19 protein-coding genes are annotated in these 12,715 nt (G+C 47.9%); 6 read left to right on the top strand and 13 right to left on the bottom strand.

Annotation, left to right across the window (positions count from 1 at the left end):
* Window positions 1–539: 539 nt before the first annotated feature.
* Both F8N36_RS08620 and F8N36_RS08615 read right to left on the bottom strand, forming a co-directional pair.
* Window positions 540–1,109: a hypothetical protein gene (locus F8N36_RS08620; protein WP_291332390.1), complete on the bottom strand. Its 570-nt coding sequence runs from the start codon at window positions 1,107–1,109 to the stop codon at window positions 540–542.
* Window positions 1,110–1,116: 7 nt separating this feature from the next.
* Window positions 1,117–1,434, bottom strand: coding sequence for a hypothetical protein (locus tag F8N36_RS08615; protein ID WP_291332389.1), 318 nt, complete (start codon window positions 1,432–1,434; stop codon window positions 1,117–1,119).
* A 165-nt stretch (window positions 1,435–1,599) separates the two neighbouring features.
* Here F8N36_RS08615 and F8N36_RS08610 point away from each other — a divergent pair, with 165 nt between their 5' ends.
* Complete coding sequence (locus tag F8N36_RS08610) at window positions 1,600–2,007, top strand: barstar family protein (protein ID WP_291332388.1); 408 nt, start codon at window positions 1,600–1,602, stop codon at window positions 2,005–2,007.
* Between the two features lie 37 nt (window positions 2,008–2,044).
* The gene (locus F8N36_RS08605; RefSeq protein WP_291332387.1) at window positions 2,045–2,593 is read left to right on the top strand and encodes a hypothetical protein; all 549 of its coding nucleotides are present in this window, start codon (window positions 2,045–2,047) and stop codon (window positions 2,591–2,593) included.
* A gap of 186 nt (window positions 2,594–2,779) precedes the next feature.
* On the opposite strand, the gene F8N36_RS08600 is transcribed toward F8N36_RS08605, so the two are convergent.
* A complete protein-coding gene (locus tag F8N36_RS08600) occupies window positions 2,780–3,013 on the bottom strand; it encodes a hypothetical protein (RefSeq protein WP_291332386.1) in 234 nt (77 codons plus the stop codon).
* An 87-nt stretch (window positions 3,014–3,100) separates the two neighbouring features.
* On the opposite strand from F8N36_RS08600, the gene F8N36_RS08595 reads away from it, so the two are divergent.
* Entirely contained in the window at window positions 3,101–3,847 is a 747-nt protein-coding gene (locus tag F8N36_RS08595) for an endonuclease (RefSeq protein WP_291332385.1), read from the top strand.
* A gap of 69 nt (window positions 3,848–3,916) precedes the next feature.
* On the top strand, window positions 3,917–4,426 hold the full coding sequence (locus F8N36_RS08590; RefSeq protein WP_291332384.1) for a hypothetical protein: 510 nt from the start codon (window positions 3,917–3,919) through the stop codon (window positions 4,424–4,426).
* Between the two features lie 430 nt (window positions 4,427–4,856).
* Here the strand turns inward: F8N36_RS08590 and F8N36_RS08585 are convergent, their stop codons facing one another.
* Genes F8N36_RS08585 through F8N36_RS08565 form a run of 5 tightly spaced genes read right to left on the bottom strand, consistent with a single transcriptional unit; the run spans window position 4,857 to window position 6,437 of the window.
* The gene (locus F8N36_RS08585) at window positions 4,857–5,081 is read right to left on the bottom strand and encodes a hypothetical protein (protein ID WP_291332383.1); all 225 of its coding nucleotides are present in this window, start codon (window positions 5,079–5,081) and stop codon (window positions 4,857–4,859) included.
* Complete coding sequence (locus tag F8N36_RS08580) at window positions 5,074–5,337, bottom strand: hypothetical protein (RefSeq protein WP_291332382.1); 264 nt, start codon at window positions 5,335–5,337, stop codon at window positions 5,074–5,076. The genes F8N36_RS08585 and F8N36_RS08580 overlap by 8 nt, the downstream gene beginning before the upstream one ends.
* On the bottom strand, window positions 5,330–5,590 hold the full coding sequence (locus F8N36_RS08575; RefSeq protein WP_291332381.1) for a hypothetical protein: 261 nt from the start codon (window positions 5,588–5,590) through the stop codon (window positions 5,330–5,332). Before F8N36_RS08575 ends, F8N36_RS08580 begins: the two co-directional genes overlap by 8 nt.
* Window positions 5,583–6,047: a hypothetical protein gene (locus F8N36_RS08570; RefSeq protein ID WP_291332380.1), complete on the bottom strand. Its 465-nt coding sequence runs from the start codon at window positions 6,045–6,047 to the stop codon at window positions 5,583–5,585. The genes F8N36_RS08575 and F8N36_RS08570 overlap by 8 nt, the downstream gene beginning before the upstream one ends.
* Before the next feature lie 9 nt (window positions 6,048–6,056).
* On the bottom strand, window positions 6,057–6,437 hold the full coding sequence (locus F8N36_RS08565; protein ID WP_291332379.1) for a hypothetical protein: 381 nt from the start codon (window positions 6,435–6,437) through the stop codon (window positions 6,057–6,059).
* 172 nt (window positions 6,438–6,609) lie between these two features.
* On the opposite strand from F8N36_RS08565, the gene F8N36_RS08560 reads away from it, so the two are divergent.
* Both F8N36_RS08560 and F8N36_RS08555 read left to right on the top strand, forming a co-directional pair.
* Window positions 6,610–6,834, top strand: coding sequence for a helix-turn-helix transcriptional regulator (locus F8N36_RS08560; RefSeq protein WP_291332378.1), 225 nt, complete (start codon window positions 6,610–6,612; stop codon window positions 6,832–6,834).
* Between the two features lie 5 nt (window positions 6,835–6,839).
* Window positions 6,840–7,703 (top strand): hypothetical protein, encoded by an 864-nt coding sequence (locus tag F8N36_RS08555; RefSeq protein ID WP_291332377.1) that lies wholly within the window; start codon window positions 6,840–6,842, stop codon window positions 7,701–7,703.
* 1,109 nt (window positions 7,704–8,812) lie between these two features.
* Here F8N36_RS08555 and F8N36_RS08550 read toward each other — a convergent pair.
* The 5 genes from F8N36_RS08550 to F8N36_RS08530 all read right to left on the bottom strand — a co-directional run bounded on the left by F8N36_RS08550 (window position 8,813) and on the right by F8N36_RS08530 (window position 12,572).
* Window positions 8,813–9,193 carry a hypothetical protein gene (locus tag F8N36_RS08550; RefSeq protein WP_291332376.1) on the bottom strand — a complete coding sequence of 127 codons (381 nt, stop codon included), beginning with the start codon at window positions 9,191–9,193 and terminating at the stop codon, window positions 8,813–8,815.
* A gap of 51 nt (window positions 9,194–9,244) precedes the next feature.
* Window positions 9,245–10,195, bottom strand: a complete 951-nt coding sequence (locus F8N36_RS08545) for a hypothetical protein (protein WP_291332375.1) — start codon at window positions 10,193–10,195, stop codon at window positions 9,245–9,247.
* Window positions 10,196–10,355: 160 nt separating this feature from the next.
* Window positions 10,356–12,146, bottom strand: a complete 1,791-nt coding sequence (locus F8N36_RS08540) for a hypothetical protein (RefSeq protein WP_291332374.1) — start codon at window positions 12,144–12,146, stop codon at window positions 10,356–10,358.
* Window positions 12,028–12,396, bottom strand: coding sequence for a Bro-N domain-containing protein (locus F8N36_RS08535; RefSeq protein ID WP_291332373.1), 369 nt, complete (start codon window positions 12,394–12,396; stop codon window positions 12,028–12,030). Before F8N36_RS08535 ends, F8N36_RS08540 begins: the two co-directional genes overlap by 119 nt.
* Window positions 12,396–12,572 (bottom strand): AlpA family phage regulatory protein, encoded by a 177-nt coding sequence (locus F8N36_RS08530; RefSeq protein WP_366247044.1) that lies wholly within the window; start codon window positions 12,570–12,572, stop codon window positions 12,396–12,398. The genes F8N36_RS08535 and F8N36_RS08530 overlap by 1 nt, the downstream gene beginning before the upstream one ends.
* Window positions 12,573–12,715: the final 143 nt, after the last annotated feature.

Here is a 12,715-nt window from a genome sequence, read left to right as displayed (position 1 = left end):
GCTATTCGACAAAATGCCTCTGCGGAGGCAAGAGTAAGTTTGCCTTCATTAATTAAGGCTTTGAGGTCATTTTCTGTTTCGATCCATTGTTGATCAAGTTGTCCTTCTTTCCCCTTGCTTTTTTTAATACACGAACAGGTACGTGTTGTACTTTGTTTTATTCAGAAGGGATGTAGACAAGTCTGAAAAATGTGTCTTGGTGTTGTTTTGCGGTCTTTTGTTGGTCTTGTGTCAGTACTAGTGTCTCAAGACCAACAATATAACCAACACAGGTGGTTGCTTGCGGAAGTAAATGAAATAAAAAACCGCTCCAATCTCAAGGACTGGAGCGGTTTTTTAAACTTAATGAATTTTGTGGAATTCATCAAAAGTGTTTTCATGGTGCGAGGGCGGGACTCAATAATATAATTTAACTATCTGTAATATATTATTATTAAAATTTATTTTTTTATTTATACCCCCAATTATACCCCCAAAATAATTTGATGGACAATCTGGGTTGGTGAGGACTGATGTTACATGGTCTCCCTTAAAGCTTGTTAGGGCAGGTGGACGGCAGACGGGTCGATTTGGAATTCAGCAATGGGATAGCCTGTTGATTCGGAAAGTGCCGAAATCGTTGTTCCAGTCCACTTTGGCCCCCATGTTCCGGGTACGAAAGATACTTCCATATATTCATACCCCAAGTTTAAACCCAGTGACGCATTGTAGTGCTCAACCCAAATCAACTCCTTAACCTTTCGAAGCCGTGCTATTTGTGACTCCCGGTACTCGAGTGCGAGTTTGATCGACTCTAGTGTAAATATCGTATGCGTTTTGCTCTCTTTCAGGCGAGTGATCAGATCGTCAAGGATTGTTGTGAGTTTCGATGTCTTGATGTAACGCTGGATGGCAGCGCACAACGGCAAACTGTCTTGTGCCAAGTACTCTTGGATCGATTTGGAAATAATTTCAGCCGCGTTTGTGACGGACGTGCCTGGCTTGTTTGCCATCTGAGAACAGATGACAACAAGGGGTTTATCTGCCTCATCAAGTATGCGAATCAGGCATCGGGATGGATATCCACCAAATCCACCGAAGCCATAAATAAAGTCTTGAGTAATTGCCATATGTCAATTACCAGCCCCGATGTGACGAGCTATTGTTAAATCCGCCGTGATTGTTCCCGCCAAGCTGATTGGTATTGCTGTTGTGGTTGAAGCTGTTTCCTGAATAGCTATTGTCAGGGTGGTGCGTCCCCTGCTGCCCGGTATACGGGTTTGTGTTTCCGTATGTGCTGTAATTATTGCTGGTAGTGTTGTCTGGGGCAGTTCTCATATGCGGTTGAACAAAGGTGCCATTGCTGCGAGTGTAGCCATTCACATGTACGTCATCGCCATACGCGAGGGCTGACACGGGGAAAAGAAGGAACGCGAGAATCAATAATTTCTTCATAGTCCACCTCCCATTTTCTCTGGCCTATCACTCCATAAATTCAGCTTCAACCCAGCACCGGAATAGGGGAAAGCCTCTACTCTGCGAACCTTAGTATACTCCTCGGCAAATTGCTCAATTGTGACATTTGAGCAAACATGATGGGAAAACGAGCTGTGAGGCAGTATGCGAGAAAAATTTATAATTGATGGTGCACGGTTTGACACCATTGAGGGCTTCTTCTGCGAGGTGGATGAGGTCTTCACAAAGGATCTTACTTTTAGGACAGGGCACAACTTGGATGCCTACAACGACATTCTGCGCGGTGGATTTGGTCGCCATGAACGGGGTGAGCCGATTGCAATCCTTTGGAAAAATGCAGCCAAAAGCCGCTCAGACTTCGGTTATCCAGCAACAGCAAAATACTGTGAAGATAAATTGAAGCGTTGCCATCCGTTGAATCGAGATATCGTAAAAAAGCAAATAATTGACGCACTGAATGAGATTGGCCCTACGCTCATGGACGAAATTATTGAAATTACCCTTTACGATAAAAGGTCAGGCCACGACTGCACTTTGGAATTCGAGGAATAATGGCTTTGTACATAAAAATTGGAGGAGTGTTATTGCTATGCACGAAGAAATTGAAAAAATAATGACCAACTATGCCAACCATTCTACTCGTTTTTTATTTGAAATATATAACAGTGACATGCTCCTTCCTGTTGGCAAAGAGGCTGTTGAAAAAATCCTCACTATCAGGGGCGTATCCATCGCATACCCCAACTATAAAACACTTGCATTTGGGGATGGAGAAATTGAGTTATTGGACGAGATGTTCAATGGCCCCAAACTTAATTTTCAACAAGATAAATATGAGAAAGAAAAAACACTCAATATCAACAATATATTTCGCTATGTCATACTAGCCGGAGATATAATAACTTTTATATTATTTAATTTTAACTTATTTGATAGACATACATCAGTTCATAATGATGAAATATTGTTAATAATTCTTGCCTGGATCCTTCTCGCTGGTAACATCTATATCCTTGGATTTGGAAATATAAACAAGCTATCCTTTCATTACCTATCTGACGTGTGGCCGTTTATTACAATAAAAAGAAAAACGCTCGAAGAGCGAGAAAGAATAAAAAGGATTACAAGCGGACAATGAACCACAAGGCGTAGCAAGCTGGCTGCTGTTATTTCTCAAAAATATTATCATACAAACTCGCCATCTGCCGCGTCGGGTCCAACCGCCGTCGTCTCGGACGTATGGCAGGGGGCGAGTTCGCAAGCATGGAATTAAAAAAGCCGCCCATTACTGAGCGGCCCGGCCTGACAAGTTCGCAGCAGGAACCTACGGATTCTTCGTTCCCTTCTTCCCGGTGTAGGGGTTAGTATTCCCTTTGGTCGAGTAGTTGTCGCTCTTCGTCTTGTTCGCAGCCGTGCGCTTGTGCGGGGCCACATAGGTGCCGCTCTTTTTGGTGTAGCCCTTTACGCTTGTTGACCCCTTGGCGCTGGCGTCAGTGGCAATCAGGCACGGGGCAAAGGCCAGAGAAAATGCAATCAGAGCAAAAATGATCCTTTTCATACTCCCTCCCATTAGCTTATTGATTGTCGAACATGCACTTCGTAAGTGATGTTTTCAACCTAGCATTGGGATAGAAAAGGATATGTTATGGATCTGAAAAAAATCGCACTCTCCCTTAGCTTGCTACTCCTTCTCCCGGCCCTCTCTCTTGCCGGGGGCAATACGACTAACGACAGTTTCTCGCACTCAAAGAAGATGTTGTCGCAGGTCTACGCCGACCACCGCGTTACATTTTATTGCGGCGCGACATACGACGCCCAGGGCAACGTGACGCTGCCGGACGGGTTCGTGACGCCCAAACATGAAAAGCGTGCGGACAAAATCGAATGGGAACACGCCCTACCAGCCGAAAATTTCGGTCAGACCTTTGCGGAATGGCGCGATGGCTCTCCCCAATGCGTGGACAACCGGGGCAAAGAGTTTCGTGGCCGCAAGTGCGCCGAAAAGGTCAACCCAGAATACCGCCTGATGCAGGCTGATATGTACAACCTGTATCCGGCCATTGGCGCCGTCAACGCCATGCGGTCAAATTTCAACTACGCCATGCTTGCCGGGGAGAAACCTACATTCGGGGCGTGCGACATGAAGATTAGCGGCAACAAGGCCGAGCCCCCGGCGCGCGCCCGTGGACAGATCGCCAGAACATATTTCTACATGCAGGATTCCTATTCGCGCTACCACATGAGCCGCCAGCAAGAGCAGCTAATGCAGGCATGGGATCGTCAGTACCCGGTGGACGCCTGGGAATGTACCCGCGTGAAACGCATTGAGAAGCTTCAGGGGAACGAGAACAAGTTTGTGAAGGGGCCCTGCCAGGCGGCGGGGCTGTGGTGATCTTGCCTAGCATGGCCACGGAGATGCACAGACACCGCTGCTTTTTGCGCGCACTATGAAGGAAAACAAATGCCACTTAAGGACTTGTTTACATTTATCAACGTGAGAAAAGAATTGAGGTTTTTTATACACAGATTGTTAATTGGAATAATTTTATCTTTCACATTTTCCGCAGATATTCAACGCATTACAAATGAAATTGAAGCAAAAAAGCTAGAACTTACGTTAATACTACTCGCAATCTGCATACCACTATTTGTAATACATCGGTTCAAACCGCGAAATAATACTTTAAAAAAAATCCACTCAGAAGGAATTTTAATTTGCCAATATTTAACTTCATTAATAAGAGGAATTTTAATATTCGGAATTTCTGCCCTTATATACAATATTATAATATGGGATAGTCCACTTACTGCTGTTGCTTACATACTTAATTTTCTTCTAGCCTTGGAAATTATTACTAGCGCACACTTTGGGCTTAAAGACTTTGAATATAGCAATGAAGAAATACATGATTGGATCACAATCATTGCAACGAATAAAAACAGCAATATTTTTACTACTAAAGATAAATAGCTACCGCATAAAAGACATCTAAAATTTTGAATATTCACAATCACGATCTTGCTGCTTTCTGGAAATACCACATGAAATGAAGTTGAAGCCAGTAGGAGAATGACCACGGATTGTCAAAGTACCCTGCTAAACGACAGGGATGTGGTAGAGTGAAGCCTAGTGACAATCGGATCGTTTTGATCCTCTATTGGATATCCTGCCTTGGCGCTGCAAACCACACAATGCCCATGGCCTTGCAAGGCTCAACCACCTTTCCCCACCTCGGCCAAAGCCCTTGCGTTTTGGGTGAACCCCACCGAAAAGCCTTATCGCGCCCCCCTTTTGGGAACTTATGCCCTTGCATTTGGTCTTGCGTTCCCTGCCATGAAACAGCAAAAGCCCCAGCCGTTGAAGATGGCCAGGGCTTTTCTTTAGTGCGCCAGATGTGCGCCTATTTCTGGGGGGGGATGCCCGTTTCTGAAATGTCGTTCAGGTAGTCCAGTAGGGCGGCGGCAGCGTAGTGAATCAAGTTGAAGCTCCCCGTGGCTGCCTTGCCTTCAACCGTATCCGAATCGGCTACTAAAAACTCTCCTGCGCCGAGGGCCATGTCCTTGATGCTTTGGGCCAAGGTGATGGCCCCGACATGGTCAAGAGCTGCATAGCCGGTGTTACTCATGACTTGCCCCCTTGCCGGGCTTCTGTGCCGCCTTCTCAAGCTCATTCTGGCACTGCTCCACATAATTGCCCAAGGTGTGCGCGGCATGGGCAATGAGGTTCAGCCCGGCGTACAACGCATGTTCGGCGGTTTTGTCGTTAACCATCTCCCCTTGGTCAAGAAACTCTTCCCGCAAGCTGAGCGCCATGAGCTCAATGGATTCAGACAGCATGATTGCATTGCCATGGTCTTTGATGGTCAGGGGCGCGCTATTCATGCTCGGCCTCCTTCGGCTTGGCACTAGGCGCAAGCCCTATGGCGTCAATGGTGATCTGTGAACAGTGCAGGAGAATGCGGCCAAGGCCTTTGCGGGCGCTGTCGTCCATGTTGAGGTCAATGTCGCTGCCGTTGCTGTGCTGCACAAGCGCGCTGAGGCAAGCAAGCACCTCGTGAGATTCCCACAGCAAATCTTTGAAGGTCGGCTCATTGCCGCCGGGCTGGTAGCCAGAAAGGGCGCGTTGGTTACTCATGGCCTTCACCCTCCAGCAGTGCATTCACAGTTTCAGGATCGCCATCAGCAGCAAGTACAAGCATGCGAGCAATATCCACCAGATACGTATCAACGGCTTGCAGACTGCATGCTGCTGCGTCTGTCATTGTTTGGAAGCTGCGCTTCTGGTTGAGGAAAACAACGCCCCATGCGCGTTCATTTCGTGCTGCGGGCATCTTACGGTACAAGGCGCTTAACTGAACGCTTGCTTCGCGCATAATGCCGTTGATTTCTGCAATGGACTTTTGGAGGGATTGGCGCAGCCCGTCCAGGGGCAGAATGAAGTTCATATCGACGCTGGAAACCGTTTCCGGCTTGGGGGCTGGCAGGGGCAACAGCTTGTCGTTGAGTTCGCCCAGCAGGGCAAGAATCTGTTCCTGGGTAGCGGGCTGGGCAACGGACTGAGTAGAATCCTGCTGTGATGATTTCGCGGTCATGATTGCCCCCTACCAGTTCGCCACGCGGGCGGTCATAGTTGCGGAGAAGTCCACGCCAGCGGTCACGCCGTTGTATTCGGCCCAATCTTCAACCACGGCTCCCACATGGCGGGAAACAACCTGAACCACAATGCAGGCCCCGCCGTCCTCGGTATAGTCGGGAATAGCCTTCTCCACGTCGCGCATGGTGGGGCAAGGACCGTTGAAGTCGCCTTCGTCGGTCAGGATGTAAAGGCCGGGGGTAAGTTCGGAAATTTGCAGTTCGCGGCACTTAAGCGCAAGGCGCAGGCGGCGGTTTTCTTTTTCAAGCTGCTCGATGCGCTCACTCTCTTCAGATCGGGGAGCGGTGGTTGACTGGTCAGATGAAGTGTGGTTGGTTCGGTTATCCATACTCGCGCCCTCCAGTGGCGCTTGGTGGTTAGGCCCGGTTCGGAAGGTGCAACTTCCTGCCGGGCTGTTCTTTTTTGGTATTGCCCTTAACGTGACTTTGTTTTAGCATCGTGAGTCAAAGAGGTCAATAAAAAACTCGCGTTACTAAAACATTATTTCGAGGTAAAAACCAATGTTTAAAAGCAATATCAAGAAGATAATGAATGAAAAGAAGGTTACAATAAGGGATGCAGTTGAAGTATCTGGCCTTTCAAGCGCAACCATCCATAAACTTCGGGATGATGAAGGAATCGCGGAGTGCCGCCTTTCGACCCTGGCCAAGATCGGTTCAGCCCTAGGCGTGAAGACCAAACGGCTTTATGACGAGGTTGAAGATCGCATGGTCGAAAAGGAGTGAGCAACATGCAGGATAAAGCACAGCAAGAAAGCTCTGGTGTCAAAGATATGAATGATTCGAGATGTGAAAATGGCACACCGGGGCGGATAGAAGGGAAGCAAGTTAAAACAAAGTATGCGAAGCCTGCATTTTTTTATAAAAATTCATCCGCATATACCAATCTTGAAATTATGCTGTTTGTTTCATTCCCGCTATTATCTATGCTGTTTGTTGCCTCTGGTGTAGTTAACGATCCTTTTTTTTGGCGAATGATTGACATATTTATACAAATACTAGTCGGGTTTATTGTTAGCTTTATTTTTTACTACTTGAATATCGCTCAAGAAAAAATGCGTATTGACAATGAATCACTATATCTACTGTCAAAATTTTATGTATTCTTAGACAATTTTAAACATTGCATGAATGATGATATAGAAAGAGTGTCTAAAAGGGCATCCCGTTGTAAAAGTATAAAAATTGATCCTGGTGACGTTATTCTTTGTATTGAGATTGTTACAATAAATACACACATATACAACATGAAAAATTACATTGAATCATTATTGTTTTCCTTGCAAAATATTTTACCTAACTCTAATTTTATATTAAGTTTATTTATTTCTGATCTAAAACTTGAGCTAAAAGAATTAGATAATTTGAAGATAAATGACAAATGTATAATAAATTTTGTTCAAATAAAATATACAAAATATGAAAAATTAATTGATAAACTTATCAGTAGAATTGACGAATTTGCGGCTTCTTTTGAAGATGCTGAAATGGTAAAACAAAAAATGCGTGCAAATCGCGATTGGTTTGAACATACGTATAAAAGTAAAATCGCAAAGACCGGTAATGGTAAGCACTCTCCTCTGAACGCTAAATAGCTTTTGTTGAACAGCCCTCAGGGTTGTGAATCGTCTTCCACCTCTTTGCAATCCGCATCCCTTGGTATACATTCTCTCCAGTTGGCCTTCGACAGCAGAAAGTCGCCGCTGCTGCGAACTGGGCACTCCGGCTGAAAGAGCGCCGTGCAACCCAGATATGGAGGAAGGGCGCTCTCCCGAAGGCCACCCAACTCATCTTGCAAGAAAAATACAGCCCCCTTGGATTGCTCCTTGGGGGCCGTATTTGCTTTCTGGGCCTGCTACTGAATCACACTGTAAGGGGTGCGGAATTGTCGTACTCCTGGCACGTATCTTTAGTGGGGGGGGATCGGCTTATGGTCAGGCCTGAAAAAGACTCTTCGCGCTCCATCTACGTCAACCCGCTGAAATCATTCCGACCAACGATTTTAAGGGGGGTTGCTTTTGGGGTATGTCTGGAAGGTGGGCAACTGATAAACGGTGGGGGACTGAACAGAATAGACCCACTTCAGTCATAGGGGGGGGCAACCGATGCACACCCCTGAATACCGTCACCAATAATGATGGTATTCCGCTATTGCTCTTGCTTCGCTCTTGTTTCAACGGTCGTTTGACTGTCGTCGGGCGGTCGTCAAGGGTGTCAATAATAGCTACACACTGCAACGCAATTACAGGCCAACAGGGGCACACGAACAAAGGACGAACAAAGGAAAATTTCAGATTGAAGCACGGACGAAGCACGGAAGATTTTTCATTTGCCGGGGCATCTGAAGCGAGAAGGAAGCGAGAAGGAAGGGGTGCTGGTGGGCTTCCGAAGCAAAGGCGAAGCAAAGAAAGTGCGATGAAAACTGTCAAAAGGCCACACCCAAGGCCACACATAAAAAGGGCGTCCACAGTATGGACATCCCTACGCGGCAAGGCGGGGTGATGGCAGCGAAAGCGACCCCCTTGGCGCACGCCATGCTTTGGCATATCCAGCCAGGGTAGCAATCGGATTGCTACCCCTGCAAACAGTGCCAACGGCGCAAGGTGGCCGGATGTGCGAAGGTCGTGAAGGAAGGTGTCTGCGCAGGATACCCAACAGAGGAAGAAAACGATCCGTTTTGCCGCCAGACCGTGGGGGAATTGAATTAATTCAGGAGCGTGTTCACGGCATCTTCATAGTGCTTAACGCGCTCCGCCGGGGTCATGGGGGCTGCTGGCTTTTGTATCTGGGCTTCTGGGCTGCCTGGAGAGTAGGGCGTCAGCTTCCCTTCTGCTATTAGCTCGCGGGCAATGCTATCCAAAAAGGCTTGCTCTTGTGGTCCAATGCGGCTTGCTCTGCGCGCTGCCTGCTCCGTGGGCGTGGTGGGCGGCGGAGTGGTTGCCCTGGATAGGAAGACGAACACGACAACACAGACGATGGCAAGGCCCAAAAGAAGGGCGGCCTTCCAGCCAAAGGGGCTGCGTAATTTGGTCGGCACAGTTTGGAAGGTTGTCCCATGCTGGCCTGATAGTGTCGTTTCTTCCATGGTTCCACGCTATCCTCAATCCGACAAGAAAGAGCCGCCCGTGATAATCCACTAAATCCATCGATTAGAACTATCTGATTTAAAAAAGGATTCATTCTCTGAATTATTAACATACCCAAAAGCTTCGCGCACCATTTCTGCGTAATCTTCGCTATTATTATATTTGAGTGCCACTTTTCGTGCAATTATAAAATCAGATGTATAATCTGCGCGCTCTTCTTTTTTTGTGTCATTATAATATTTTTTTATTAATTCAGATCCCATAGTAACACTTTCTTTGTCTGAAAGTGGCCTGCCTGATGTTATTTGCATTATGCCAGTTGTTTTGCAAATAAACGGGAACTTTCTTTCAATAATGCGCACAGCATTTGGTCTATTGAAATCTTCTACAATCATTATAGATATGATAATTTTAATAATAGTAATGTCTGTAGTAACTTTTACAATATCACATTTGTACAAATCAATATATCTACAAATTTTCATCTTTATATATTTTTCTAGCCTCTCCTTTTTTTGTGTTGAACTGTTTCCACGAATTCGCATATTATCAAAAATTTTATATGAAAATAATATTACCATAATCCAAAACTGTGAAACCAAGTCATTTTTTTGTGGTATAAAAAAATTGTTATCGGAACTAGATATTTCAAAAACAAAAGATGATATTAATACCGTAGTTATAGATGTAAATAGAATGTATTTGAAATTTGCTAATTCAGATCTATCCATCACATATATAAATATGAATTTCAACACGCAAAAATATATTGGGATAAGCCATAGATGCGGTAGAAAATAACCAAAATAACTAAATGCTGATCCCATTATAAATACTGCTACAACGGGAAATAATATTCTGTATACGGCGTTGAATGCTGGGTATTCTTCCTTCATTGAAAAAGATGAAACTTTTTCATACTCTCCAATGAATTTCCCAACAAATCCAGATAGTTTTAGAATAATTATAGCTACAATTGGGTAGAAAAAAATTTCTTTCATGTGCTTTTCCCTCTGCAGATTAATGTGACACAAGATTAGTAGTCACTCAACATGGGAAGCGAGTAGGAGCGTTGAGCTGCAAAATAGCTGACGGGCTTGCATTGCTTTTCAAACTTTGCTGAAAATATTAAAGGCCGGGTTTCCCCGGCCTTCAGTCTGTCTACTTCCCAGGACTCGGCATCACCAGCGAGAGCGGTGTGCCCTCACCTCGCTGCCACTGGTCATAACCACGCATGCCGCTGCGCACCACACGGGAAACGGGTATCTTGGTCAGGAAACTGAGCGCATCGGCCATAGCCCCCACCATCTTTTCCTCACTTCCCTTGAGCACGGCACCGGCAAGGCGCTGGCCCATCCTGACGGGCTGTTCAAACACGGTGGACATGCCGCGCCATGTTTCGTTGGTCATGAGGCCAGAGATAACCCCACCAGCCACCGGCAGGCGCATAGCAGCGGCGTCGAGGTAAGCCGAACCAATGTTCTTTGCCCACTTGTCGGGATCATCAGACCCACCGGCCAGCGATTGCAGCAGGCCCATTGCCACGGCAGGGAGCAGGAAGTCATAAGCCTCATACCGGGCATAGCTGCCCACGGCGGAGAGTCTGGTCGCTTTGTCCTTCCCTGCCCGGTGCCATGCCTGTTTCAGTGCTTGGGCATTGTAGGCCCGGCGCTGGGCGAACAGCACAACAGCACTGCTGAACATATTCAGCAACCGCACAACGCCTCGATCACGCAGGAAGGCGCTACGGCTGGACGGGTTGAAGTCGGGGTTCACGGCCTTCACGGCCATGTCAGCCGCCAGCACTGCCGCCTTGTGGTATTCGCTGGAAGGATCTATGCCGCCTTTCCCGGCAGGCCCATCCATGAGGCTGCCCATTTCCTTGTTGTAGGCTGCCAGCCAGATTGCCGCGCTTGTGGCCATGTCCACGGTGAGCAAAGGCAACATGCCAGCTTCCACCACTTTATCCCATGTCACCTCAGCGCCCAGCAGCTTGACGGCCTTCTGGCGGGTGCGCTCGTCAATGCCCCTGACCGCCTGCCGCAAGTCCTGGTCAATATTGCTGGCACGGCTTTTCATGTATGGTGAATTCTCCCATATCTCCTTCACAAGGGCATACCTGCCAATGCCAAGGGCAGACACGCCGCGCTTGACGTTGGCCGCGCCAAGGTCGTTCATGGCCGGGAACAGGGCTGTGGATTGCAACAGGGCCGTCTTGAAGTTCCAGCCAAGGCCCCAGGGGATAAGGTGGGCGCGCGCCTTCTCCGCTGCAATGCTGAAGGCGTCCATGGGCGGGCGGTCTTCCAGCACGATATTCTTCAGGTTGGGCCGGATGGCGTCATACTGCGCCTTGCCAAAAGCTGCCGTATAAGCCTGCGCCCACTGCGGCGACTGCGTAACCCTGTCGGCAAAGCGCACAGTTTCCGCCAACTCAATGAAGCGGGTCACGTCGTTGAGGTGGCTCATGACCACGCCCGTTGAGAGCATCAGGGGGAGACCTCCGCCACTGTTTGCGCGCCCCTGGGTGAAACCTTTTCTTGCCGCCGGAACCGCATACATTGCTTCACCACGGGCAAGGGCATCCTGCTTTTCATTTCTGCCGGCCACTTCTTTGGAAAGCTGCGGGTCATACACGGCAGGATAATAGCCACCGGGCAAAGTGATGGCCTTGCCGCCGATGGAAAGGGAGATCTCCCGCGCCTCGACGCCACGGGGCTTGAAGCCGTATAGCCGTTCATGAGTTGCCCGAATGTCCGACCACTGCGTATGCAGGGTGTCCCAAATCTTCTGAATGTCCCGCCAGTCCTTTACCGACAAAAGGCCTTCGTTCCCCTTACCCGTCCAGTTCTTGAAGACAAGGCGAGCGGCATCGTCGCCCAGCAGTTGGGCCAGCACTTCCGGCTTCAGGTCGGGGAACCTCGTGAACCAGCCAACGCTTGAACGCTTTGGCATCTGGCTTGCGAGAGCGAAGGATCAGCGAATACAGGCCGGGTTCTGAGATGATGAGCGTTTGCTGTGCACCGCCAAGGGATACGATACTTTCGTACCCCTTTTCGTCTTCATCCAAACTGTTGGCGGCATCGTTTGTGCGGATATCAAGGCAGTCGCACACGTCTTTGGCTACAAACCAGGGTTGCCCGCCGCGATCAACTGCCCGGACGTTACCGAATGTTGCGTGGTTGAAAATTTTGAGGGCGTTCATTAAGCAACCCTCTCATTTTGCCCAAGGCGTTCTATTAAGGCAGTGATGTCTTGGACTCGATATGCAGCAGTGCGCGGGCCTAGCTTAACCGGTTGAGGAAAGCGGCCCTCCTTTACACCGGCATACCAAAGAGTCTTGCCAACAGGGATTATCTTGAGGACTTGGCTTAGGCGCATGAAGCCAACACTGGGGACATTCAAGGCAGGGGGTGATTGAGACATAAAAAATCCTCCTAGGTGTTTTGCGAACCTAGGAGGAGTAAATCACTGGAGTAAGGGAAAAAACGGGAATGAGACCGGGAAATAGCGGGAAATTTCGC

This window comes from Desulfovibrio sp. (assembly GCF_009712225.1).
Taxonomy (GTDB): Bacteria; Desulfobacterota; Desulfovibrionia; order Desulfovibrionales; family Desulfovibrionaceae; genus Desulfovibrio.
This window is presented reverse-complemented; position numbering and strand designations above follow the sequence as displayed.

Bases quoted from the DNA above. Each gene is read 5' to 3' on its own strand.
- F8N36_RS08620 (WP_291332390.1), bottom strand. From the start codon at position 1,109: ATGGCAATTACTCAAGACTTTATTTATGGCTTCGGTGGATTTGGTGGA.
- F8N36_RS08615 (WP_291332389.1), bottom strand. From the start codon at position 1,434: ATGAAGAAATTATTGATTCTCGCGTTCCTTCTTTTCCCCGTGTCAGCC.
- F8N36_RS08610 (WP_291332388.1), top strand. From the start codon at position 1,600: ATGCGAGAAAAATTTATAATTGATGGTGCACGGTTTGACACCATTGAG.
- F8N36_RS08605 (WP_291332387.1), top strand. From the start codon at position 2,045: ATGCACGAAGAAATTGAAAAAATAATGACCAACTATGCCAACCATTCT.
- F8N36_RS08600 (WP_291332386.1), bottom strand. From the start codon at position 3,013: ATGAAAAGGATCATTTTTGCTCTGATTGCATTTTCTCTGGCCTTTGCC.
- F8N36_RS08595 (WP_291332385.1), top strand. From the start codon at position 3,101: ATGGATCTGAAAAAAATCGCACTCTCCCTTAGCTTGCTACTCCTTCTC.
- F8N36_RS08590 (WP_291332384.1), top strand. From the start codon at position 3,917: ATGCCACTTAAGGACTTGTTTACATTTATCAACGTGAGAAAAGAATTG.
- F8N36_RS08585 (WP_291332383.1), bottom strand. From the start codon at position 5,081: ATGAGTAACACCGGCTATGCAGCTCTTGACCATGTCGGGGCCATCACC.
- F8N36_RS08580 (WP_291332382.1), bottom strand. From the start codon at position 5,337: ATGAATAGCGCGCCCCTGACCATCAAAGACCATGGCAATGCAATCATG.
- F8N36_RS08575 (WP_291332381.1), bottom strand. From the start codon at position 5,590: ATGAGTAACCAACGCGCCCTTTCTGGCTACCAGCCCGGCGGCAATGAG.
- F8N36_RS08570 (WP_291332380.1), bottom strand. From the start codon at position 6,047: ATGACCGCGAAATCATCACAGCAGGATTCTACTCAGTCCGTTGCCCAG.
- F8N36_RS08565 (WP_291332379.1), bottom strand. From the start codon at position 6,437: ATGGATAACCGAACCAACCACACTTCATCTGACCAGTCAACCACCGCT.
- F8N36_RS08560 (WP_291332378.1), top strand. From the start codon at position 6,610: ATGTTTAAAAGCAATATCAAGAAGATAATGAATGAAAAGAAGGTTACA.
- F8N36_RS08555 (WP_291332377.1), top strand. From the start codon at position 6,840: ATGCAGGATAAAGCACAGCAAGAAAGCTCTGGTGTCAAAGATATGAAT.
- F8N36_RS08550 (WP_291332376.1), bottom strand. From the start codon at position 9,193: ATGGAAGAAACGACACTATCAGGCCAGCATGGGACAACCTTCCAAACT.
- F8N36_RS08545 (WP_291332375.1), bottom strand. From the start codon at position 10,195: ATGAAAGAAATTTTTTTCTACCCAATTGTAGCTATAATTATTCTAAAA.
- F8N36_RS08540 (WP_291332374.1), bottom strand. From the start codon at position 12,146: ATGCCAAAGCGTTCAAGCGTTGGCTGGTTCACGAGGTTCCCCGACCTG.
- F8N36_RS08535 (WP_291332373.1), bottom strand. From the start codon at position 12,396: ATGAACGCCCTCAAAATTTTCAACCACGCAACATTCGGTAACGTCCGG.
- F8N36_RS08530 (WP_366247044.1), bottom strand. From the start codon at position 12,572: ATGCGCCTAAGCCAAGTCCTCAAGATAATCCCTGTTGGCAAGACTCTT.